Below are 22,437 nucleotides of genomic sequence, written 5' to 3'. Positions count from 1 at the left end.
TGCCCGATGGAGGGGCTATGCGCTGATCCAGTCCCTGCGCAGCGCCTTGCCCGCGAGCGCCATGAACAGTCCGGCCAGCAGGTAAAAGCCCAGCGCCGCGACGATCGCATAGCGCAGGGCTTCGTGGCCGAATTGCGGCGTCAGCGCATCCGACAGCGCGCCGACGCTCCAGCTGCCAAGGCCCAGGCCCACCAGATTGTTGATCAGCAGGAAGGTTGCCGATGCGCTCGCACGCATATGGGCGGGCACCAGATGCTGGACGGCGGTCAGCACCGGGCCCAGCCAGACATAGACCAGCGCCTGCGGGATTAGGAACAGGCAGAAGGCGAAGGCCACGCTGTCCGACAGCACGCCGATGACGAACAGCGGCATGCCGACGATATAGCTGGCGGCGGGAACCCAGGCATAGGCGGCCCTGTCGCGTCCGCCGAGCCGATCCCCCAGCCAGCCGCCCAGCAATACGCCCGCCACGCCGCCGGCCAGCAGCAGTGCGCCGAGAAACTGTCCCGCACCCATCAGATCGAGGCCGAAGCTGCGCATCAAAAGGCTGGGGAGCCAGAAGGCGACGCCATAGCCGCAAAGCGACGAGCAGGCCGCGCCCAGGGCAAGCAGCCAGAAGCTGCGCTTGGCCGCCAATATGCCGAAGACGGCGGAAACCGGTATAGCATCGGCCTGCATGTCGGGGCGAGCCGGCTCCCGGACGGTGAGGCGGAAGATGGGCGCGATGATCAGGCCGGCCAGGCCGACGACAATGAAGGCCGTGCGCCATTCGACCGTCTGCGCGATATAGCCGCCCAGCAGCACGCCGCCCGCCGAGCCGAGCGGAATGCCGAGCGAGTAGATGGAAAGGGCGCGGGCGCGCTGGCCTTGCGGGAAATAGTCGGAGACGACGGCATAGGATGGCGCGACGCCGCCTGCTTCCCCCACGCCGACCCCGATGCGGAACAGGAACATCTGCGCGAAACTGCCCGCCATGCCGCACAGCGCGGTGAAGCCGCTCCAGACCGCAAGGCTGGCGGTGATGACCCATGTGCGGCTGGTGCGGTCCGCCAGCAGCGCCAGCGGGATCGCCAGCGTCGAATAGAGCAGGGCGAAGGCGATGCCGCCCAGCGCGCCGAGCTGCGCGTCGCTAAGGCCCAGTTCCGCCTTGATCGGCCCGGCGAGGATACCAAGGATCTGCCGGTCGAGGAAGTTGAAGGTATAGACCAGCAGCAGCATGGCGAGGACGATCGCGCGATAGCCTTTGCCTGCCGTTTCCTGCGCGCGTCCGGTCATGCTGCCGCTGGTCCCTTGCAAATTAGAAGCGGAAGCCCGCCGTGATCGTCCAGGTGCGCGGGTCGCCATAATAGACAGTCTGGATGTTGCCCACGCTGGAAAATTCCTGCCCGTCGGTCTTGTACAATTCCTTGAAGGCATTCTTCACCGCGCCGCGCAGATAATATTTGCCCTCCGCGAAATCGGCCTGAACATAGGCGTTGGCGATGGTATAGCCGTCTTCCTGAAGGCCGGGGCGGTTGTCCACCGACAGCCACTGCTTGTCCACGAAGCGCATGTCCCCGCCCAAGGTCAGCGACGCGCTGCCCAAGGGAATGCTGTAGTCCGCCGCCAGCCGCACCGTCATGGGCGGCGCGAAGGGGGGCTTGCAGGTGATGGCGTTGCCGGTCGGATTGCAGGAGAAGGCGGGCGCGCGGCGGCCGTCGTTGAACTCCTTGTAATCGGCGTTGAGATAGCCGACAGAAGCCGCGACGTTCAGGTTGCGCATGGGTTTTACCGAAGCCTCGAACTCGACGCCCCAGATGCGCAGCTTGCCTGCGTTCACGACGGGGAAGGAGCCGCCCGCGATGCCGGTGGTGCCGCCGCCGACACGGGCCTGGAAGTCCTTGTAGTCGGAGTAGAAGGCGGCCGCGGACAGATTGACCCGCCCGCCCAGGAAGCTGCCCTTGGCGCCCGTCTCATAGCTCCAGACCGTCTCCGGCTTGAAATAGGGGATGATGGTGGTGACGCCGTCCACCACCTGCGTCACGTCGCCCAGCCCGTTGACGCGGCCGTTGAAGCCGCCCGACTTGAAGCCCTTGGAAACGGTCGCGTAGAGCAGCGTCTCGCGCGTCGGCTTGTAGGATAGGGTCGCCATCGGCGTCCACGCGTCGAAATCGACATGGTCTAGGTCATTATAGGGCGCCGGCAGGCTGCCGGGGAAGAGGAAGGGCGCTGTCTGCGCGCCGGCGAGCACCGTATAGGTGGACCGGTTATACTCCTTGCGTTCCTTCGTGTAGCGCAGGCCTGCCGTGATCGAGAGCTTCCGGGTCAGATCATAGGTCATCTGGCCGAAGGCGGCGTAGCTCTTCACATTCTGGTGATCGTCGATGAAGCGGGTGAAGGTCAGCGGCAGGATAAGGCCGGGAGCGGCCTGAAGCTGAAGATAATTGTCGTCATAGCTTTCCTGATGGGACCGGATCGTCTCATTCAGATAATAGAGCCCGAACACGCCCGACAACGGGCCGCTGTCATATTTGAGCTGCAGTTCCTGGCTGAACTGCTTCTGATGCACGCCGACGAAGGCGTCCGCCACTTCCAGTTCGGTGGCGTCGAAATCGATGTAATAATCCGGGCGCAGCTTGCGATAGCCGGTGATGGAGGTCAGCGTCACCGCGTCGTTCAGTTCGACATTGGCGGTGAAGGACAGGCCCCAATGGTCGAGCCGCTGGCCCTGGCCCGGCGCCAGGCTGGTCGACGCCTTGTAATCATATTTGCCATAGGGATAGGCGGGCTTCACCACCGGCACCCCGATCACCTGGAAGGCGGAATTGTAGAGCACGTTGGTGAGCGGCGCGGTGGCATAGCCCAGTGTCGGCGCCGTCCGCTGGCGGGTATAGTCGCCCGACAGGATCAGTTCCACCCGGTCGCTGGGTGTGGCGCGCAAAATGGCGCGGCCGGCCTTGGTGTCGCGATCATTATATTTGCGGCCGGTCAGAGGATCGGTGACAGTGCCGGCGCGCTTGTCATAGACGCCCGCGATGCTGAGGGCGAGCTTGTCCTGCACCAGCGGCGCGGAGACATAGCCGTTCGCCAGCCAGGTGTCGTAACTGCCATAGGTCAGGCTGCCCATTGCCTTGAAGTCGGTGGTGCTGGGCTTGCGGCTGACGATGTTGACCGCGCCGCCAATGGTGTTCTTGCCATAGAGCGTGCCCTGCGGGCCGCGCAGCACCTCCACCCGCTCGACGTCGAACAGGTTCACCAGCGCGCCCTGGATGCGGCTGAAATAGACGCCGTCGACATAGGTGCCGACTGCCGGATCGAAGGTCTGGAGCGCGTCGGGCTGGCCGATGCCGCGGATGAAGAAGTTGGAATTGGAGGTGGAGCCGCGTCCCTGCACCAGATTGACGTTCGGCACCGCCCCCTGAATGCCCGACATGTCGTTCGCCTGGAGCCGGGCGATGCTTTCCGACGAGATGGCGGTGACGGACACCGGCACGTCGAGGATATTCTCCTCCCGCCGGCGAGCGGTGACGATGATCTCGCTGCCGCTGTCGAATGCGGGCGTTTCATTTTGCGCGATGGCTGGAAGCGAAACGGCGCCGCCCCATGCTGCGGAGGCGAGCGCGGCGATACGCAGGGAATGGCGAGCCTTCATGGACGGTTCCTCTCCTGAAATACGCCCGGAAATCCGGGTCGCGGGACTGTTCCTGCGATTCGATAATGAAAGTTGAACCAACTTTCAACTTGAAATAAGGACGCATGACGGGAACAGGCCGGATGCGGCAAAAAGATCACGGATGGGGAGGATGACGGATGACGGATTTGCTGGGCGAAAAGGACAAGACGCCGCGCACCGCCCGCGGGGAAAGAACCCGCCGGGCGCTGTTGTCGGCGGCGGCCGAGGAGTTCGGGGAAAAGGGCTTCCACGAAGGGTCGATCAGCGGCATCACCCGGCGGGCAGGCTGCGCGCTGGGCAGCTTCTACACTTATTTCGACAGCAAGGACGACATCTTCCGCGCGCTGGTCGCGGATATGTCCGGACAGGTGCGGGACTATGTCGGGCCGCGCATCGCGCAGGCCCGCGACGGGATCGATGCCGAACGGCTGGGGCTGCTGAGCTTTCTGGAGTTCGCGCGGAGCCACAAGGAAATCTACCGCATCATCGATGAGGCGGAGTTCGTCGACCAGGCGGCCTATCGCACCCATTATGAGAGCACGGCGTCTCGGATATTGGTCCGGTTGCGCGAGGCGGCGGCGCGCGGGGAAGTCTCCGGCGAGCCGGATGAAATCCATGCCTGGGCGATCATGGGCATGAACGTGTTCCTGGGCCTGCGCTTTGGCGTTTGGGACGACAGCCGCCCCGTTCAGGAGGTGGCCGCGATCGCCAACGCGCTGATCGAGCGCGGAATCGGAAGCGGCGGCAGGGATGGAAATCCTGACAACGCCTGACGGCCAATCTCCATGAGTCCTGGAGGCATTCCACCCATGATCTCATCCGAATTTGCGCGAGATCATCCGGAATAGCCTTAAATTGTAGCAATTGAGCAACTATCTTCTTCCTACCGCAGTCGATCCTAATCCAGGTTGCATTCCAGCCAGCGTCCCTCAACCCCGATCGCGCGTTCAGCGGCAGCGCCGATCTTACTGCGGTTCGGCGCGACTTCTTCCTGTGAGGGGATCGAGCAATGCGAACCAATTCGGCTATCATCCACCGCGCCCTCTGCAATAGCTCTGCACTGACGGCCTGTCTGGCGAGCCTCAGCCTGATCGCCCCGGCGGCGGCGCAAAGCAGCACTGCGCAGCAGTCCGACACGCAGACCGCGCCCGGACAGGCCCCGGCCCCCACGACCAACTCCGCCGAACCGAGCGAGGGCGACACGATCGTCGTGACCGGGTCCATCCTGCGCACGACGACGGCAGCGACGCCATCGCCCATCACCGTCGTCAATGCCGAGACGCTGGAACAGCGCGGCATCAACACCACGCAGGAGGCGGTGCAGCGGCTGGCGTCGAACAACGGCCCCGCGCTCACCAACTCCTTTTCCGCCAATGGGGCCTTTGCCGCCGGCGCATCGGCGGTGTCGCTCCGTGGCCTCAGCACCAACTCGACGCTGGTCCTGTTCGACGGCCTGCGCGCGGCCTATTATCCGCTGGCGGACGATGCGACGCGCAATTTCGTCGACCTCAACACCATTCCCGACGACATCGTCGACCGGATCGAAGTGCTGCGCGACGGCGCGTCCTCCACCTATGGCGCGGACGCGATCGCGGGTGTCGTGAACGTCATCACGAAGAAGCAGATCACGGGCATATCCGGCCGGGCGGAAGCGGGCATCAGCCAGCGGGGCGACGGCGCCAATCACCGGCTCAGCCTGACGGCGGGCTGGGGCGATCTCGATGATCAGGGATTCAACGTCTATATCAGCGGTTTCTACTTCGATCAGGCGGCGCTCTATAACCGCGACCGGCGCTATCCCTATAATTCGCAGAACCAGTCGGGCATCTGCCGCGACGGCGTGTGCGGACCGTCCATCGGGCCGAATGGAGGATCGATCAATCCTTCGACAGGCGGCTATTCCGGTTTTTCGACCACCACCGACGCCAGCCTGTTCGCCACCACCTTCTTCGTGGCGCCGGCCGGTCCGGACAATGCCGCCGAAACCGGCCGCTACCAGTTCCTCAACCCCGCCGCCGGCTGCATCGCCGGGGAGACGCCTTATACGCTGACCCCACAGGAATTCGCGGCGGACGCGCGTGCGCCCGGAACCGTATGCCAGGGCGATCTCGTCAATCAATATGGCGTCATCTCTCCCAATATCGAAAGATGGGGCGGTTCCTTTCGGGCGACGGGACGGATCACCGACGACATAGAGGCCTATTTCCAGGCGAATTTCCTTCAGAGCAATGTGAGCTTCACCGGCCTGCCCGCCAGCATCCGCCGCAACGGCCCGGCCGGCATCAACTTTCCCCGCTTCAGCACGGCGGCCGCCGCTGGCGGCGCCAATTCCGTCGGTTCGCTTGTCCTTGCCCTGCCGGTCTATGTCTGCCCGCTGATCAATAACTTGCCCGATCCCAATTGCACCGCCGCCAATCCGGCTGCCCGGCTCAATCCGAACAATCCTTTCGCGGCGCAGGGGCAGGTGGCGCGCATATTGGGGCGCATACCCAATATCCAGGAATATAATGAGACCCGCAGCCGCACCTATCGCGCCGCTCTGGGCGTTACGGGCAAGTTGTGGGACGACTGGGACTTCGCGGTGAATGGCGTCGCAATGCGCACCGACCTGCGGCGGACGCAGAACGGTTATATCTATATCCAGAATCTTCTGAACGTGATTGCCGACGGCAGCTATGATTTCGTCAACCCTTATGCCAATAGTCAGGCGACGCTCGATTATCTGTCGCCAGACAATGTGACGGATGCCAATTCCCAGCTTTATGCCGTGGAGGCGACGCTCAGCGGCAATCTGTTCGACCTGCCAGGGGGACCGATGCAGATCGGCGGCGGGCTTTCGCTGCGCTATGAATCCATCGATGCGCCAAGCGCCAATTCGGACGTCAACGGGCCGACGCAGCGTTATTTCGTCCTCAACGCCTTCGGCACCAAGGGCCACCGGACGGTCCGTTCGGCCTTTGTCGAGCTGAATGCGCCGGTGCTGGAGTCGCTCGAGATCAACGCTTCGGGCCGCTATGACGATTATTCGAGCGGACAGCACGCCTTCTCTCCGAAGGTCGGGGCGAAGTTCACGCCGATCCGCCAGGTCGCGCTTCGCGGCACCTGGTCACGCGGCTTCCGCATCCCCAGCTTCGCGGAGGCCAACGCCATTCCGACGACCGGCTTCGTCACGGCCGCTCAATCGCTGTACAACGACGCCTTCCTGTCGCAATATGGCTGTTCCCTGGCGACCTTCAACAGCTGTCCGGCCTATATCAGCAGCGCCAGCTATGGCCAGACCACGCTGGCCAGCCCCGACCTGAAACCGGAACGGTCGACCAGCTTCACCGCCGGCATCGTCGTGGAGCCGATCCGGAACATTTCCCTCAGCATCGACTATTTCAACATCAAGAAGACCGGCGCGATCACCACGCCCAGCAACCGCCCGGCGCTACTCGCTTATTATGCGGGCCAGGTGGTGCCATCCGGCTATAATATCATCGCGGATGCGCCCGCGCCCGACTTTCCCGGCGCGACGCCGCGCGTGGCCTTCGTGCAGTCGCAGCTTATCAACGCCAACACCATCCGTTCGGAAGGACTGGACTTCGCCGCGAGGGCGCAGATCGACCTCGGCCCGGACATTCGCTTCACCTCGGCGCTGGAGGCGAGCTATATCATCAATCTCAGCACGACATTTCCGGACGGCACGACGGAATCCTATGAAGGAACGGCCGGCAACTTCAACCTGACCGCCGGATCGGGCACGCCGGAATGGCACGGCAACTGGCAGAATACGCTGGAATGGGGGAAATGGACGGTCAGCGCGACAGCCGAATATTTTGGCGGCTATAATCTTTCCGCCGCCGACCAGGGGACGGAGCCGGGCGATTGCGGCCTGCTTTCCGCGCCTTTCGTGAAGTGCGACGTGCCTGCCTATATCACGGTCGACCTGACGACCAGCTTCAAGGCGTCGGATCGCTTCACCTTCTACATCAATATACTCAACCTGTTCGACGATCTGCCGCCGATCGACCCCGTCACCTACGGCGCGAACAACTATAATCCGGTCCAAGGTGGACTGGGAATATTCGGGCGCTCCTTCCGGGCCGGCGCGCGGTTCACCTTCTGAGAGTTTGGGAGGACCGGAGGAGGAATTCTCCGGTCCGGGCCCGGCATCTTCATATCCGCCCCCTGCGATCATTCAGCTTTGCCCAGCCTGCGGCACCCCAATCCATGGTTGCGCGTTGATCCGGTACGAAGAAAAGCAGCGAGGATGCCATGATGAAAATCGGAAAGAAATGGATGCTTGCAACGGGCCTCATGCTTGCGCTTGGCGCCTGCACGACGGCAACCCCCTATCAGCCGGCCGGGCAGAGCCGCGCTGCCCCCGGCGGCTATGCCGACGAGCAGATCGAGGCGAATCGCTTTCGCGTGACCTTTTCCGGCAACAGCATGACATCGCGGGAGACGGTGGAGCGCTATCTGCTCTACCGCGCCGCGGAACTGACGCGCCAGCGCGGCTATGACTGGTTCGTCATGGCCGACCGCAATACCGAGAGGCGCAGCCGGACCTATGTCGACCGGCCGTTCGCGCCGGGCGCCTTCGGCTATTGGGGCCCATCCTGGCGCTATTATGGGCGCGGCTTCGGTTGGCGGAGCTGGGATCCCTATTGGGGCGATCCCTTCTGGGACAGCCGGATCGATGTGCGCACCGTGGACCGCTATGAGGCCAGTGCAGAAATCGTGATGGGCAGGGGCCGCAAGCCCGCAGATAATGTCCGCGCCTTCAGCGCCGAAGAAGTGATGACGAATCTGGGCCCCAATATCGTCCGGCCCAACTGACCGCAGGCGGAATAAAAAAGGGGCGGCAGCGCCATGGCGCTGCCGCCCCTTCTACGATCCGGCTTAGCAGCTGGAGTTGCGATCGATGGCGCGGCCCGCAAGTGCGCCGGCGCCCGCGCCGATGATCGTGCCGGGAGCCCGGTCGCCGCGGGTATCGACCGCGCGGCCCAGCAGCGCGCCCGCGACGCCGCCCAGCAGCAGGCCGGTCGTGCCGCCCGACTTGCGGCAGCGATAGCCGCGGTCGTCGCGATAGGAACGGTAGTCGCGATAGTCGCGGCGGTCGGAATAGCGAACCCGCTCGTGGCGATCATGGCGGTGCCAGCCGCCGTCGCGGGCGAAGGAAGTGGCCGGAACCGCCGCGGAAAGGGTCGCGGCAGCGGCAGCGATGGCGAGCATGGTCTTGCGAATGGTCATGACTGGTCTCCTCTTACCTCGTCGTTGACCGCCTTATTCCATGCCGCACATGCGCCAATCCTGAACCGGCTTGTTATCAATGGTTAAGCTGGGGGCCGGCGCTATGCGGCCCCGGTGCTGCCGCGCACGACAAGGGCGTGGGGCAACATCAGGCGGGATTGCGGCCCGGCGCTTTTCTTTCGGAAGGATGGGTCGACCAATATGTCGACGGCGGCGGCCGCCATTTCCGCCTTGGGCTGGCGGATGGTCGTGATCTGCGGCCAGGCCGCGCGCGAGGAGGCCGAATCGTCGAAGCCCGCGACGGACAGCGACTGGGGCACGGCTATGCCGAGTTTCATCGCGGTGATGAGGACGCCGAGCGCCATGTCGTCATTGCAGGCGAAGACGGCGCTTGGGCGGTCCGTCCGGTCCAGCAGCGCTTCCCCCCGTTCCAGGCCGGAGCGAAAACTGAAGTCGCCGCGCAGCACCGCATCTTCATCGACCGCAATGCCGGCCTCCGCCATGGCCGCGCGGAAACCTTCCTCCCGCCGGGCGGACGCGCTGTGGCTGAGCGGCCCCTGGACCAGGCCGATGTGGCGATGGCCAAGGCCGATCAGATAGGCGGTCATCTCCCGCGCCGCGCCGCGATCGTCCATGCGCACCGCGCCAGAATCGGGCGATTCGCCGGATGGGGCGATCAGCACATGGGGCACGTCGGATTCGCGGAACAGGTCGATCAGCTCAGCCGCATCGCAAATGGGCGGGGCGATGATCGCGCCATCCAACCGGAGGCTCGCTATGCTGGCGCGGACATGATCCTTCCAGTCCGGCCGGTTCAGCTCGACCGGCTCCACCACCAGATGATAGCTGCGTTCCCGGCATCGCAGCAGCGCCCCATGCTGCACATCTGCGGCATAGCCCGAAACGGGATCGTCGATGAACAGGCCAAGCAGATAGGAACGGGAACTGGACAGGCTGCGGGCAAAGGCATTGGGCCGGTAATTGAGTTCCGCCACCACGCGCTGCACCGCTTCCCTGATCTCGGGTCGGACATGGTCCTCCCCATTGATGACGCGCGAGACGGTCTTGGGGGAAACGCCGGCGCGGGCCGCGACGTCCTTGATCGTGACGGTACTCATGGGCGGGTCTCCTGCGGCCGCGCGCACAGGGCCGCGAACTGGGCGATGAAGGCATAGCAGGCGGCGGGCAGGATCAGCGCGGGCAGCAATGCCGTCGCATCCGCCAGCGCGCCGGTCAGCAGTGGAACGATGGCCCCGCCGACCACCGCCATGCACAGCCACATGGATGCGACCGGCGCCTGCCATTCGTCTTCCGGCAGGGCGAGCGCGTAGATCGTCGGGTACATGATGGCGTTGCAAAGGCCCACGGCCAGCAGGGCGCTGGCGCCGGTGACGCCCGGCAGGACGATGGCGGCGGTCGTCAGGACGGCCGCCCCGAAGGACACGGCCATCAGCAGCCGCGCCTCCGCGATCCGCTGCATCGCCCATGCGCCCAGGAAACGCCCCACCATCGCGCCGCCCCAGTAGAGGCTGACCAGTTGACCGGCGAGAACAGGCGCCGCGTCCAGCCGGTCCGGCCGCATCAGGACGGTGGGCAGCAACGCGCCTATCGCCACCTCCGCGCCGACATAGACGAAGATCGACGCCGCGCCCCAGCGCAACCGGCGGGAGCGCATTACCCGGAACATCTGCCCGATGGAGGCGAATCGGCGCGATTCATCCTGCTCCAGCAAGGCGCGATTGCGGAAATAGGCGAAGGCCAGCAGTCCCGTGACCAGCGCCGTCCCCGTAAAGGGCAGGGCCGCGCCGACATGCCGCGCCGCCTGCGGGTCCAGCTCGCCAAGCAGCAGCGGCGCGCTGAGCAGCGGACCCAGGACGGTGCCGAACGAATTGAAGCCCTGAAGCAGCGTCAGCCGGCGCGCCGCGCCCCGCGAAGGTCCGATCACGGCCACGACGGTGTTGGACGCGATCTGAAGGAAGGTCTGCCCCGCCGAAACGAGCAGCAGCGCCCCCAGCACCATGGCGAAGGACAGGGCGTTCTGGGCCAGGGTCAGGGCCAGGCATCCCGCCGTGATCACCGCCAGGCCGGCGACGATGGCCCGCATGTAGCCGGCGCGCACGATCGACCAGGTGATCGGCAGCGCGAAGAGCATGTAGCTGGAATGAAAGGCAAGCTGGACCAGCAGCGCGCCCTTGTAGTCCAGGTCCAGCATCAGCTTGAGCTGCGGCACCAGCAGGCTGACGGACGATGTCAGGAAGCCCCCGGTGAAGAACACGCCGATGGACAGCCGGAAAAGCCGGCTGTCCACCTGCTCTTGATCGGAAAGGGGCGGGGATGACGTGACGGCCACCATGGAAAGAGGCTTTGGCTGAACCTTGGAGAATATAGTGAAGCCGCAAAGCCGTTCCGGCGCAATATGGCAATATATGACAACGATGTCAAAAATCATGTTGACATCGTTGTCAGGCTTGGGTCAATAGGCGCCCACAGACCATGTGGGTCCAGGGAGAGAGATGATGAAAAGCTTTGCGCTGGCCGCGAGCACCGCGCTTGCATCCGCAACCTTGTGGATGACCCCCGCCTTCGCACAGGATGCAGCGCCCCAGACGGCGCAGCCCGATTATGGCAGCGACATCATCGTGACGGCCACCCGTCGCGAAACCACGCTGCAATCCACCCCCATCGCCGTGTCCGCCTTCGGTCAGGCGCAGCTCGACCGGCAGCAGGTGAAGGACGTCACCGACCTCGCCCGCTTCGTCCCGTCGCTCCAGTTCAACCAGCAGGGCGACCAGTCGGCGGTGCTGCTGACGCTGCGCGGCATCGGCAACGACAGCGCCTATACCGAAGTGGCGGACCCCGAAGTCGCCATCTATGTCGACGGCATCTACTCGCCGCGCGCGCAGGGGGCGTCTGTGCTGATGTACGACATGGAGCGCGTCGAGGTGCTGCGCGGCCCGCAGGGCACCCTGTTCGGCCGCAACGCGACGGTCGGTGCGCTCAGCCTCATCTCCGCCAAGCCGAAGCTGGGCGAGTTCGGCGGCAATGTGGAGGTCGTCGCGGGTAATTACGACCGTCTGGGCGTGCGCGGCGCGATCAACATCCCAGTCACCGACACGCTGGCCTTCCGCGTCGCCTTCGTCACCGACCGGCATGACGGCTATGCCGATTTCCAGCCTGCGCCGGACGTGCCCGGCATCAACCGCTCGGCCTTCATCACCACCGGCAAGAAATATTATGCCGCCGACCAGCAGTCGGGCCGCGTCTCCATGCTCTGGCAGCCGAGCGAACGCTTTAGCTGGAACCTGTCGGCGGAAGGTTTCCTCGACAATGGCGCGCCGGTCATCGGCCTGCTCCAGACGCCGCGCCCCGGCACGAAGCGCTGGTCGACGCTCAGCGACACCGCGCCCGACACCGACCGCTATTCCGTCGCGGTGCGCAGCACCATGAACTACGATGTCACCGACGGCATCCAATTGAGCTATATCGCGGGCTGGTCGCGCATCGGCGGCTCGACGCAGACCGATGCGGACGCAGGCGCTCTGCCGCCGACGGGGCAGGTCGACGCGGACGGCAACGACCTGCCGCTCGGCGCCTTCGGGGAGAACCGGACGCTCTCCTCGCGCTACGATTTCCAGAGCCATGAGGTCCAGCTCAAGTCGACCGGCGAACAGGCGATCGACTGGATTTTGGGCGCCTATTACAGCCATGAGAAGAACCGCATCCGCTTCGACATCGACCAGCGGAACGGCTATCGCGACGGCACCTTCAGCTGGGCGGGCAGCTTCATCCAGGCGAATCGCCAGATCGACAGCCGCGCCGTCTTCGGCCAGGCGGTCTGGCATGTCAGCGACGCGCTGCGCGTCACGGGCGGCCTGCGCTACACCTCCGACAAGAAGGAGGATATCGGCGGGCGCAACGTGACCTTCTCCGGTTGCCCCGCGACCCTGCCCGCCGACGCGTGCCAGGGCGGCATCTTCGGCGCCTATCCGAACGCCACGGCGGATGAACTGGCCGCGCTGCTGCCCGGTTTCTCCATTTCCAGCAACGATGTGAAGGGCAAGTGGGACAAGCTCACCTATCTCGCCCGCGTCGATGCCGACCTGGCGGAGGATGTGCTGGGCTATGCCAGCATCAGCACCGGCTTCAAGTCGGGCAATATCCAGGACAATGCCGGCCTGACCGATCCGGAAACGCTCACCAACTATGAAGTCGGCCTGAAGTCGCGCTTCCTCGACCGGCGCGTCACGCTGAACCTCGCGGCCTATTATAGCGACTTCAAGGGCTATCAGGTGAACCAGGCCGTCACTTTCCGCGACGATGCGGGCAATGTCGTGCGCAGCCAGATGATCACCCAGAATGCGAAGGGCGCCAAGGCCTATGGTCTGGAGGCGGAAATGGTGGCGAACCTGACCGACAGCGACCGGCTGCAATTCTCCGGCACGCTCCAGAAGACCAAGCTGGAGGAACTGGAGAGCGTCGACGGGCGCCTCTACGACGGCGGCAAGCTGTCCTCCATCGCGCAGCTCAAGGGCAATGAACTGGCGCATGCGCCGCGCTTCTCCGCCACGCTCAGCTATGAGCATGATTTCGAACTGGCGAGCGGCGCGAAGATCACGCCCCGTTTCACCACCCATTATGAGACCAAGAGCTGGCTGAGCTACTTCAACGGCGATGCGAATCCCTTCGTCAATCCCGACGATCCGGCCGACAATATGCCGAACCGCGGCACCAACGGCACCGATTGGGACCGCCAGAAGGCCTATTTCCGTTCCGACGCATCGATCCGCTTCGTGTCGCCGGACCAGAAATATTCGGTCGAAGCCTTCGTCCAGAATATCGAGAATGGGAAGATCCGCACGGGCGCCGGTTCCTTCGGCGCGCCGCGCTACGACCCGGTATTCCTGTCCAACCTCCAGCCGCCGCGGACCTGGGGCGTGCGCGCCCGGGCCAACTTCTGACCGGCTGACGAGGAGAAGTTGAGATGACGGCCGACATTCCCTCCCCCGGTCGGATCGTCATCGTCGGCGGCGGAACGGCCGGATGGCTGTCCGCCGCCACCTTCTCCCGCACGCTGGGGATGCGCGACGTGACGCTGGTGGAATCCAGCGAGATCGGCATCATCGGCGTGGGCGAAGGGACCTTTCCCACCATCCGCTCGACCCTGGCGGGACTGGGCGTTGGGGAGGGGGAATTCCTCCGCTCCGCCGATGCGACCTTCAAGCAGGGCGTGCTGTTCGACGGCTGGGCCACGGGCGCGGACAGCTATTTCCACCCGTTCAACATGCCCATCGGCGGCGAGGATGAGGCGCTGCTGCCCCATTGGCTGGCGATGGAGGGACAGCGCGCTTCCTGGGCCGACAGCGTCACCGTGCAGGAACGGGTGATCCGCGCCGGGCGAGCGCCCAAGCGGGTGCAGGACCCGGATTTTTCCGGTCCGATGAACTATGCCTATCATTTCGACGCGGCGCGTTTCGCGGACTATCTGCGGACGATCTCGCTCGCCGCCGGTGTCCGGCGGATCGAGGGCATGGTGGCGCATGTCGAACAGCGGGAGGATGGCGACATCGCCGCCCTGACCCTCAGGGACGGGCGGCGGGTAGAGGGGGACATCTTCATCGACTGTTCCGGTTTCCGCGCCCTGCTGATCGGGAAGACGCTGGGCAGCGGCTTCGTCGGCTGCGGCGACACGCTGTTCAACGACCGCGCGCTGGCGATGCAGGTGCCCCATGACCGCCCGGACGCGCCGATCCGTCCCTATACGCTGGCGACCGCGCATGAGGCGGGCTGGACTTGGGACATCGGCCTCCCCGAACGGCGGGGCATCGGCTATGTCTATTCCAGCCGCCATTGCTCCGACGATGAGGCGGAAACCGTGCTGCGCCGCTATGTCAGGCCGGGCGGCGAGGCGCTGACCCCGCGCCAGCTTCGCTTCGCTACTGGTTATCGCGAGCGGCAATGGATCGGCAACTGCATCGCCATCGGCCTGTCGGCGGGTTTTTTCGAGCCGCTGGAATCGACCGGCATCATGCTGATCGAGGCGGCGCTGCGCATGGTGGGGGATTTCCTCCTGCCTGCCGGAAGCGCCAGCGACACCGCCGCCCGCAATGCCGCGGCGCGCCGCTTCAACAGGCTGATGACGGCGCGGTTCGAACGGATCGTCCGCTTCCTGAAGCTGCATTATTGCATTACCCGCCGCACCGACACGGCCTATTGGCGCGACAATGCCGATCCGGCCTCCATCCCGGCTGATCTGCAGGACCTGCTCGCCCAATGGCGGCACCGCCCGCCCTCGCGCTTCGATTTCACGGTCGATCTCGAAACCTTCCTGCCGCCCAGCTATCATTATATCCTCTACGGCATGGGTTTCGAAACCCGGCTGGCGGGCGGCATCGGCCGCTATCCCGGCGGGCAGGAGGCGCGGGCCGCCTTCGCCAGGGTGGCCGGGGCCTCCGGCGCCGCCGTCTCCCATCTTCCCGACCATCGTGCGCTGCTCGACCATCTGCGTGGGCGGCAACCCTCTGCAAGAGTATCCTGATGACGCGCAAACCGCTGATCGCTTCCCTGCTTCTTGGCGTCGCCGGCCTGGCCCATGCGCAGCCTTCCCCGCCGGTCCCCGCCGCCAGTGCCGGCAGCAACCGCGCCCTGTCGCCGGAAGCACGCGCCAGGGCGCTGGTGGCCGCCATGACCATCGAGGAGAAGCTGGCGATCATCCACGGCTATTTCCCGCCGCTCGCCCGGCCTTCCCAACCGATCGCCATGATCCCGTCCGCAGGGCACATCCCGGGCATCCCGCGCCTCGGCATCCCGACCCTGCGGGAGAGCGACGCGAGTCTGGGCGTCGCCAACCAGATCGAGCAGCGCAAGGGCGATACGGCGACGGCCCTGCCGGCCAGCCTCGCCACGGCGGCCGCCTTCAACCCGGCGCTTGCCTATGCGGGCGGCGCGATGATCGGCGCGGAGGCGCGGGCCAAGACCTTCAACATCCTGCTCGCGGGCGGCGTCAACCTGACCCGCGATCCCTGGAACGGGCGGAATTTCGAATATCTGGGCGAAGATCCGCTGCTGGCCGGGGTGATGGCGGGCGAGCATATCAGGGGCGTGCAGAGTGCCCATATCGTCTCAACCATCAAGCATTTCGCGTTGAATTCGCAGGAAACCGGCCGCACCGTGCTGGACGCCCGGATCGACAGGGCGGCGCTGCGCGAAAGCGACCTGCTGGCCTTCCAGATCGCGACGGAGATCGGCGATCCCGCCTCCGTCATGTGCGCCTATAACAAGGTGAATGGCGATTATGCCTGCGAAAATGACTGGCTGCTCAACCAAGTCCTGAAGAGGGACTGGGGTTATAGGGGCTGGGTCATGTCCGACTGGGGCGCGGTCCATTCCACCGGGAAGGCGGCGCTGGGCGGGCTCGATCAGGAATCGGGGCAGGAACTGGACGATGCGATCCATTTCGGCAAGCCGTTCGAGGAGGCTGTGAAGGCCGGCCGGATTCCCGCGGCCCGGCTGGACGATATGGTGGAGCGCATCCTCCATGGCGTGATCGCCAGCGGCCTGATGGACGATCCCGTCCCGGAAAGCCCGCGCCAGATCGACTATGCCGCCCATGCCGACATCGCCCAGCGCGCGGCGGAGGAGGGCATCGTCCTGCTGAAGAATGAGGGCGATCTGCTGCCGCTGGCGAAAAGCGCGCGGCGGATCGTCCTGATCGGCGGCCATGCCGATGTCGGGGTGCTGTCGGGCGGCGGATCGTCGCAGGTCCGCTCCGTCGGCGGGGCTCCGGTCGAAATTCCGCTGACAAAGGGGGCCGCCGCCTCCTTCGCGCGGATGACCTGGCATGCTTCCTCGCCGCTGAAGGCGATCCGCGCACTCGTGCCGCAGGCGGAGGTCAGCTATGTCGACGGCGGCGACCCAAGGGCCGCGGCCGAAGCGGCGCGTCGGGCGGACCTCGCCATCGTCTTCGGCTGGCAATGGCAGACGGAGGCGCAGGACCCTGACAATATGCGCCTGCCGGACAATCAGGATGCGCTGATCGAAGCGGTCGCCACTGCCAACCGGAAGACCATCGTCGTGCTGGAGACGGGCGGCCCTGTGGAAATGCCCTGGATCGCGAAGGTGCCGGCGCTGGTGCAGGCCTGGTATCCCGGCCAGCGCGGCGGCGAAGCCATGGCGAATATCCTCTTCGGGGACGTCGCGCCTTCGGGCCGCCTGCCCATCACCTTCCCGGTGCGCGCCGGTCAGGCGCCGCGTCCGGAACCGGCGGGCCTAGCCGAACTGCACGCGGCCGAGGCCCGCCGGGACGCCGGGGACAAGACCAATTACGGCATGACCGGCGGCGTGGCGCCCTTTGCGGTCGATTATCCCGAAGGTGCGGAGGTCGGCTATCGCTGGTATGCGATGAAGGGCGTGAAACCGCTTTTCCCGTTCGGCCATGGCCTGACCTATACCAGCTTCACCTATGCCAATCTGGCGGTGCAGGACGGCGCGGCGCTGACCGTCAGCTTCGACGTGACCAATGCGGGCAGCCGTGCGGGCGCGGACGTTCCGCAACTTTATGTGCAGGCGAAGGGGAGCGCAGGCATCGCCGCCTGGCGGCTTGCCGGCTTCGACAAGCTCAGCCTGTCGCCCGGCGAGACCCGGCGCGTCACCATGACCGTCGACCCACGCCTGATCGCGCGCTTCGAGGAAGGGAGGGGCTGGCGGCTCGACGGCGGCAACTATGCGCTGGCGGTGGGGCATCATGCGGGCGACGCCGCGCTGAAGGGCGTGGCGAGGCTTAATGCCAAGAGCCTGAAGCCCTGATGGGGGCGGTTGGCCCAAGTGCAGAATGTGCTCCTGCCTCCGCGGGAACGCATTGATGCCCGGACAGAAAAAATTCCGCTATTTCGCCAGCATGAAGGCGACCTTATTCCAGGAGACGACATGACCATCGGCCTTTCGCCCGTTTCCCTGACCGTCCTGACGGTCCTGCTCGCGGCATCCGCGGCGGCGCAGCAGCCCGCGGCCTCGGTTGCGCATCCCGAACTCTGGCCCAGGGTGGATGCCCAGCCCAAGCGCGACCCGGCCGTGGAAAGGCGCGTCGACGCATTGCTGAAGGCCATGTCGGTCGAGGACAAGGTCGGCCAGCTCATCCAGGTCGACATCGGCTCCATCACCCCCGCCGACGTGCGGACATACAAGGTCGGATCGGTCCTGAACGGCGGCAATAGCGGCCCTTATGGCGACGAATATGCTTCGCCCGCCAAATGGTTGAAACTGGCGGACGAATTCTATGAAGCCTCCATGTCCCGGAGCGACAGGGGCCCGAAAATCCCGATCATCTGGGGCACCGATTCCGTCCACGGCAACAACAACATCGTCGGCGCGACGCTCTTCCCGCACAATATCGGCCTGGGCGCGGCGCGCGACCGCGATCTCATCCGGGAGATCGGGCGCGTGACGGCGCTGGAGACGGCGGCGGCGGGGCTCGACTGGACCTTCGCGCCGACGCTGGCGGTGGTGCAGGACGACCGCTGGGGCCGCACCTATGAAAGCTATTCGGAGGAGCCGCAGATCGCCGCCGACTATGCCGGCGCGATGATCGAGGGCGTGCAGGGCAAGGCCGGCACCAGGGATTTCCTCGCGCCCGATCATCTGATCGCCACCACCAAGCATTTTCTGGGCGATGGCGGCACCGGCGGACGCGACCAGGGCGATACGCGCGTGTCGGAGGAGGTGCTGCGCGACGTGCATCTGGGCGGCTATCCCGCGGCGATCGAGGCGGGCACGCAATCGGTCATGGCCAGCTTCTCAAGCTGGAACGGCGCCAAGATGAGCGGCAACAAGTCGCTGCTGACCGACGTGCTGAAGGATCGCATGGGTTTCGACGGCTTCGTCGTGGGGGACTGGAACAGCCATGGGCAGGTGCCGGGCTGCTCCAATGAGGATTGCCCGCAGGCGATCAATGCCGGGCTCGACATGTTCATGTATTCGGGGCCGGGCTGGAAACAGCTTTACGACAACACGCTGCGGGAGGTGAGGGCGGGCACGATCCCGATGGCGCGGCTGGACGACGCCGTGCGGCGCATCCTGCGGGTGAAGATCCGCGCCGGGACGTTCGAGCGGGGGCGCCCCTCCACCCGCGCCTTTGCCGGCAAGTTCGATGCCATCGGCTCCGCCGGCCATCGCGCCGTCGCCCGGCGCGCCGTGCGGGAATCGCTGGTGCTGCTGAAGAATGAAGGCGTCCTGCCGCTCAAGGCCAATGCCGACATCCTCGTCGCGGGCGAGGCGGCCGACAGCATCAGCCAGCAGGCGGGCGGCTGGTCGATCACCTGGCAGGGGATCGACGTGCCCAATTCGGCCTTTCCCAACGCCCAGTCGGTCTGGAAGGGGATAGAAGAGACGGTGAAGGCCGGCGGCGGCACGGCGCGCTACGCCCCCGACGGCCGCTTCACGCAAAAGCCGGACGCCGCCATCGTCGTCTTCGGGGAAAAGCCCTATGCGGAGTTCAAGGGCGACGTTCCCAATCTGGAATACAGCCCCGGCGACAAGCGCGATCTGGAGATGCTGCGCCGCTTCAAGGCGGCGGGCGTGCCGGTGGTGGCGGTTTTCCTTTCCGGTCGGCCGCTTTGGGTGAATGCGGAACTCAACGCATCCGACGCCTTCGTCGCGGCCTTCCTGCCGGGAAGCGAGGGCGGCGGCGTGGCCGATATGCTGTTCGCCGGCGCGGACGGGAAGCCGCGCCATGATTTCCGCGGGAAGCTGAGCTTTTCCTGGCCGAAACGCCCGGACCAATATGTGCTGAACCGCCGCGATCCGGGCTACGATCCGCTTTTCCCCTTCGGCTATGGCCTGAGCTACGCCCGGCCCGGCAAAGTAGGGACGCTGGACGAGAGCCGCCCCGCCGGCATGGCGGCGGCGACGCCCGGCACCTTCTATGGACGCGGCCAGACGCCGCCCGGCTGGGCCATAGAGGCGGAGGGCGTCACACAGAGCGGCGTCGACCGCCGCGCGCAGGAGGACAGCCGTCGCTTCGTATGGAAGGGGGCAGGGCAGGTCGCCTTCGTCGCCCCCCGCGCCTTCGACCTCTCGCGCGAGAGCAACGGAGAGATCAGCCTGGTCGTCGAATATCGGGTGGACGCAAAGCCGGCGGGGAAGATGACCGTCGGCCTGCAAAGCGGGCAGAGCACGGTCGAACTGCCGATCGGCGGCGCATTGTCCTCCGCAAAGCCCGGGGAATGGTCTCGGCTCGTCGTTCCGCTGCAATGCTTCGCCAAGCGCGGCGCGGACATGCAGGCGGTCACCGCGCCGCTCGTGCTGCGATCCAACGGCGCTGCCGACATCAGCATTTCGGACGTGAAGCTGGACTATGTCAGCGTGCCGATGGACGCCTGTGGCGACGCGGCGCCGCACTGAGGGGAAGGAGCGATAAAGCAGGTTAAACCCTATTCGGTTGTCGCCCTGTGGTGAGGATACCGTCCGGACATGGCACGTTGAGACCCTCGAAGCAGGAGATCGACATGCAGAATGACGGACAGCGCGGCGAATCGACCCAGGACCCGGCGGAGGGCCGCAATGACGTGCCGCCGCCGGAAAAGGGTTCGCCCGGCGGCGATGCGGGCCAGGCCGACGATGAAGCGGCGGAGCGCGTGGAGAAAGCCGAGGACAGCGATCCCAATCCATTGGCGCCGCCCGTCAATACGGAAGCGGGCAGCTAGAGCAGATGGAGTCATCTGCTGGCTCGGAAAACGCGATAAACACAAACCTAGAGCAGTCGAGCCGATGCAATCGGATCGGAATCTGCTTTGGATATGGTGCGGAACTGCCCGTGCTGAGCCCGTCGAAGGGCGGGGCCGGTTTTCCGCCTGAAAGGATGCGATAACGGAAATTCGGATGCGCGTGCCCCGCCTCCTGCCTGACGCAGGGCGCTCCAGCCAAATGCTTCATCAACCGGAGAGCAGCGGGTAACGCATGCGCCAGTCGTCCAGCAGCGCCTCGATCGCGGCGATTTCCTGAAAGCTTCCGGTCGGCGCGGCGGCCCAGTTGCAATGCGGATGCGTCGCGCGGCTATAGAGCCGGATCGGCCCCACCAGCCTGCGCCAATGATGTTTGCTGCGTCCATGATCGCGCACCAGACGGGCGACGATCAGTTCGACGAGTTTGTCAGCCGTCATTCTCTTTTCCCTCGGCGCAAAGCCATTGTCCCGGCAGTTCCAGATAAGCCTCCAGCTCCCGCCAGTGCCGGTCCCATCCGGGTCCGCGCCGTTCTTCCGGCACATGGGCCTCCACCATGCGCCTGGCCCGCGCCACGACATTGCCGGCGGGTGCGCGCAAACGGTCGAGAATGTCCCTGATGCCGTCTGTCATGAAGATCGCCGCCGCATCCATCGCTGATAGGAGCAGGCGTGCCGGCTTTCAACTTTCCCGAACCGACTGGCCCGCCTGACCTCGATCAGGCAGAGGGAGCGCGCCTTTCGGTTCGTCGCGCAGCGGCAACAGCAGTCCGCAAAACATCCATCCACTATTGTCAATCATAATGATAGAGAATATGTCATGGGCAGGAGGTTTCCCATGCGCCCATATGCCCCTGAACTGACCGCTTCCGCGACGATCCTGACCGTGCCTGGCCTGATGAACAGCGGGCCGGGGCATTGGCAGACGATCTGGGAAGCCGAACTGCCCAATTGCCACCGCGCCGAACTGGGCAGTTGGGACGCCCCGCAGCGCAATAGCTGGATCGGCAATCTCAACCATGCGATCGATCGCATCGATGGCCCGGTCATTCTGGCCGCCCATAGCCTGGGCTGCCACGCCGTGACCTGGTGGGCCGCGTTCGAATGCCGCGAATGGAGCGAAAAGATCGTCGGAGCCCTGCTGGTGGCGCCGCCTGAACTCGAATCGGGCGCCGTCGACTCCCGCCTGCGCGGCTTCGCGCCGACGCCCAAGGCGCTGCTGCCTTTCCCCTCGATCCTCGTAGCCAGCCGCAACGATCCCTATATCTCCTTCAGCCGGGCGAGGCTGCTCGCGCAATTCTGGGGCAGCCGTTTTGCCGACGCGGGAGAGGCGGGGCACATCAACGCCGATTCCGCGCTGGGCGATTGGACGTTCGGACGATTCCTGCTGTCCCGGCTCGGTCAGCCTTTCGAAGATCAGGGAATGGATGGCCAGCGCATCGCCGGCGAGCGGGAACGCAGCGCGGAGGCGACGCTGCTTTACGGCGTCTGACCATCGCCTTCCTGTTGTTGAATGGCCGCTGGACGGAGGCGAAGCGGCGCGGTTGAGCCCTCAACCGGCCTTCGCCTGTTCCTCCTCCCCACGCTTCGCGCGGGGAGGATGTCCGTTTGAAACGATGCGGCGACAGAAATTTGGAGCGCGCGGCCAGCGTCCGCTTCAACGCGGCGCGCCCTAAAACTTGACCTTCATCCCCAGGCGCACGGTCCGGGGCTCCACGACCCGGCTCAACCGCCCTTCCTGCGGACCCGTCATGTCGAAAGCGGGAATATAGGACTCGTAAAAATAAGCGATGTCCTTGTCCCGGCTGTCGAAGATATTCAGCAGCTCCCCATAAAGTT

At 65.4% G+C, this 22,437-nt stretch carries 17 protein-coding genes (1 of these 17 only partly in view); 9 read left to right on the top strand and 8 right to left on the bottom strand.

The genetic code is table 11. From position 1 onward, the window contains the following. Nucleotides 1-15: 15 nt before the first annotated feature. Nucleotides 16-1,275 (bottom strand): spinster family MFS transporter, encoded by a 1,260-nt coding sequence (locus H5V43_RS19825; protein WP_044661139.1) that lies wholly within the window; start codon nt 1,273-1,275, stop codon nt 16-18. Between the two features lie 22 nt (nt 1,276-1,297). Then, a complete protein-coding gene (locus H5V43_RS19820) occupies nt 1,298-3,631 on the bottom strand; it encodes a TonB-dependent receptor (protein WP_025549209.1) in 2,334 nt (777 codons plus the stop codon). Nucleotides 3,632-3,789: 158 nt separating this feature from the next. On the opposite strand from H5V43_RS19820, the gene H5V43_RS19815 reads away from it, so the two are divergent. The 3 genes from H5V43_RS19815 (at nt 3,790) to H5V43_RS19805 (ending at nt 8,473) form a co-directional block, all read left to right on the top strand. Next, nucleotides 3,790-4,425, top strand: a complete 636-nt coding sequence (locus H5V43_RS19815) for a TetR/AcrR family transcriptional regulator (protein ID WP_025549208.1) — start codon at nt 3,790-3,792, stop codon at nt 4,423-4,425. 236 nt (nt 4,426-4,661) lie between these two features. Then, entirely contained in the window at nt 4,662-7,760 is a 3,099-nt protein-coding gene (locus H5V43_RS19810) for a TonB-dependent receptor plug domain-containing protein (protein WP_025549207.1), read from the top strand. A gap of 149 nt (nt 7,761-7,909) precedes the next feature. Then, nucleotides 7,910-8,473 (top strand): CC0125/CC1285 family lipoprotein, encoded by a 564-nt coding sequence (locus H5V43_RS19805; protein WP_161942146.1) that lies wholly within the window; start codon nt 7,910-7,912, stop codon nt 8,471-8,473. A gap of 63 nt (nt 8,474-8,536) precedes the next feature. Here H5V43_RS19805 and H5V43_RS19800 read toward each other — a convergent pair whose 3' ends face one another. From H5V43_RS19800 to H5V43_RS19790, 3 genes are all read right to left on the bottom strand, one after another. Further along, a complete protein-coding gene (locus tag H5V43_RS19800; RefSeq protein WP_025551033.1) occupies nt 8,537-8,887 on the bottom strand; it encodes a glycine zipper 2TM domain-containing protein in 351 nt (116 codons plus the stop codon). A gap of 101 nt (nt 8,888-8,988) precedes the next feature. Beyond that, nucleotides 8,989-10,005, bottom strand: a complete 1,017-nt coding sequence (locus H5V43_RS19795; protein ID WP_025551035.1) for a LacI family DNA-binding transcriptional regulator — start codon at nt 10,003-10,005, stop codon at nt 8,989-8,991. Further along, the gene (locus H5V43_RS19790) at nt 10,002-11,240 is read right to left on the bottom strand and encodes an MFS transporter (protein WP_025551037.1); all 1,239 of its coding nucleotides are present in this window, start codon (nt 11,238-11,240) and stop codon (nt 10,002-10,004) included. The genes H5V43_RS19795 and H5V43_RS19790 overlap by 4 nt, the downstream gene beginning before the upstream one ends. Nucleotides 11,241-11,400: 160 nt before the next feature. On the opposite strand from H5V43_RS19790, the gene H5V43_RS19785 reads away from it, so the two are divergent. The 5 genes from H5V43_RS19785 to H5V43_RS19765 all read left to right on the top strand — a co-directional run bounded on the left by H5V43_RS19785 (nt 11,401) and on the right by H5V43_RS19765 (nt 20,583). Then, the gene (locus H5V43_RS19785; protein WP_037483723.1) at nt 11,401-13,845 is read left to right on the top strand and encodes a TonB-dependent receptor; all 2,445 of its coding nucleotides are present in this window, start codon (nt 11,401-11,403) and stop codon (nt 13,843-13,845) included. 23 nt (nt 13,846-13,868) lie between these two features. After that, nucleotides 13,869-15,422 carry a tryptophan halogenase family protein gene (locus tag H5V43_RS19780; RefSeq protein WP_025551041.1) on the top strand — a complete coding sequence of 518 codons (1,554 nt, stop codon included), beginning with the start codon at nt 13,869-13,871 and terminating at the stop codon, nt 15,420-15,422. After that, nucleotides 15,422-17,689, top strand: a complete 2,268-nt coding sequence (locus H5V43_RS19775; RefSeq protein WP_025551043.1) for a beta-glucosidase family protein — start codon at nt 15,422-15,424, stop codon at nt 17,687-17,689. The genes H5V43_RS19780 and H5V43_RS19775 overlap by 1 nt, the downstream gene beginning before the upstream one ends. A 120-nt stretch (nt 17,690-17,809) precedes the next feature. Further along, complete coding sequence (locus H5V43_RS19770; protein WP_025551045.1) at nt 17,810-20,281, top strand: glycoside hydrolase family 3 protein; 2,472 nt, start codon at nt 17,810-17,812, stop codon at nt 20,279-20,281. A 104-nt stretch (nt 20,282-20,385) separates the two neighbouring features. Next, the gene (locus H5V43_RS19765) at nt 20,386-20,583 is read left to right on the top strand and encodes a hypothetical protein (RefSeq protein ID WP_025551047.1); all 198 of its coding nucleotides are present in this window, start codon (nt 20,386-20,388) and stop codon (nt 20,581-20,583) included. Between the two features lie 228 nt (nt 20,584-20,811). Here H5V43_RS19765 and H5V43_RS19760 read toward each other — a convergent pair whose 3' ends face one another. Both H5V43_RS19760 and H5V43_RS19755 read right to left on the bottom strand, forming a co-directional pair. Next, nucleotides 20,812-21,039 carry a hypothetical protein gene (locus H5V43_RS19760; protein ID WP_025551049.1) on the bottom strand — a complete coding sequence of 76 codons (228 nt, stop codon included), beginning with the start codon at nt 21,037-21,039 and terminating at the stop codon, nt 20,812-20,814. Further along, complete coding sequence (locus H5V43_RS19755; protein ID WP_025551051.1) at nt 21,029-21,232, bottom strand: hypothetical protein; 204 nt, start codon at nt 21,230-21,232, stop codon at nt 21,029-21,031. Before H5V43_RS19755 ends, H5V43_RS19760 begins: the two co-directional genes overlap by 11 nt. Nucleotides 21,233-21,436: 204 nt before the next feature. On the opposite strand from H5V43_RS19755, the gene H5V43_RS19750 reads away from it, so the two are divergent. Then, a complete protein-coding gene (locus tag H5V43_RS19750) occupies nt 21,437-22,090 on the top strand; it encodes an RBBP9/YdeN family alpha/beta hydrolase (RefSeq protein ID WP_044661142.1) in 654 nt (217 codons plus the stop codon). A gap of 180 nt (nt 22,091-22,270) precedes the next feature. Here H5V43_RS19750 and H5V43_RS19745 read toward each other — a convergent pair whose 3' ends face one another. Then, on the bottom strand, nt 22,271-22,437 hold the 3' portion of the coding sequence (locus H5V43_RS19745; RefSeq protein ID WP_025551053.1) for a TonB-dependent receptor. It continues 1,819 nt past the right edge of the window; the window shows 167 of its 1,986 coding nt (coding positions 1,820-1,986); its start codon lies off the right edge, out of view — the gene reads right to left on this strand; its stop codon occupies nt 22,271-22,273.

Origin of the sequence: Sphingobium fuliginis, assembly GCF_015074805.1 — a bacterium.
Taxonomy (GTDB): Bacteria; Pseudomonadota; Alphaproteobacteria; order Sphingomonadales; family Sphingomonadaceae; genus Sphingobium; species Sphingobium fuliginis.
This window is presented reverse-complemented; position numbering and strand designations above follow the sequence as displayed.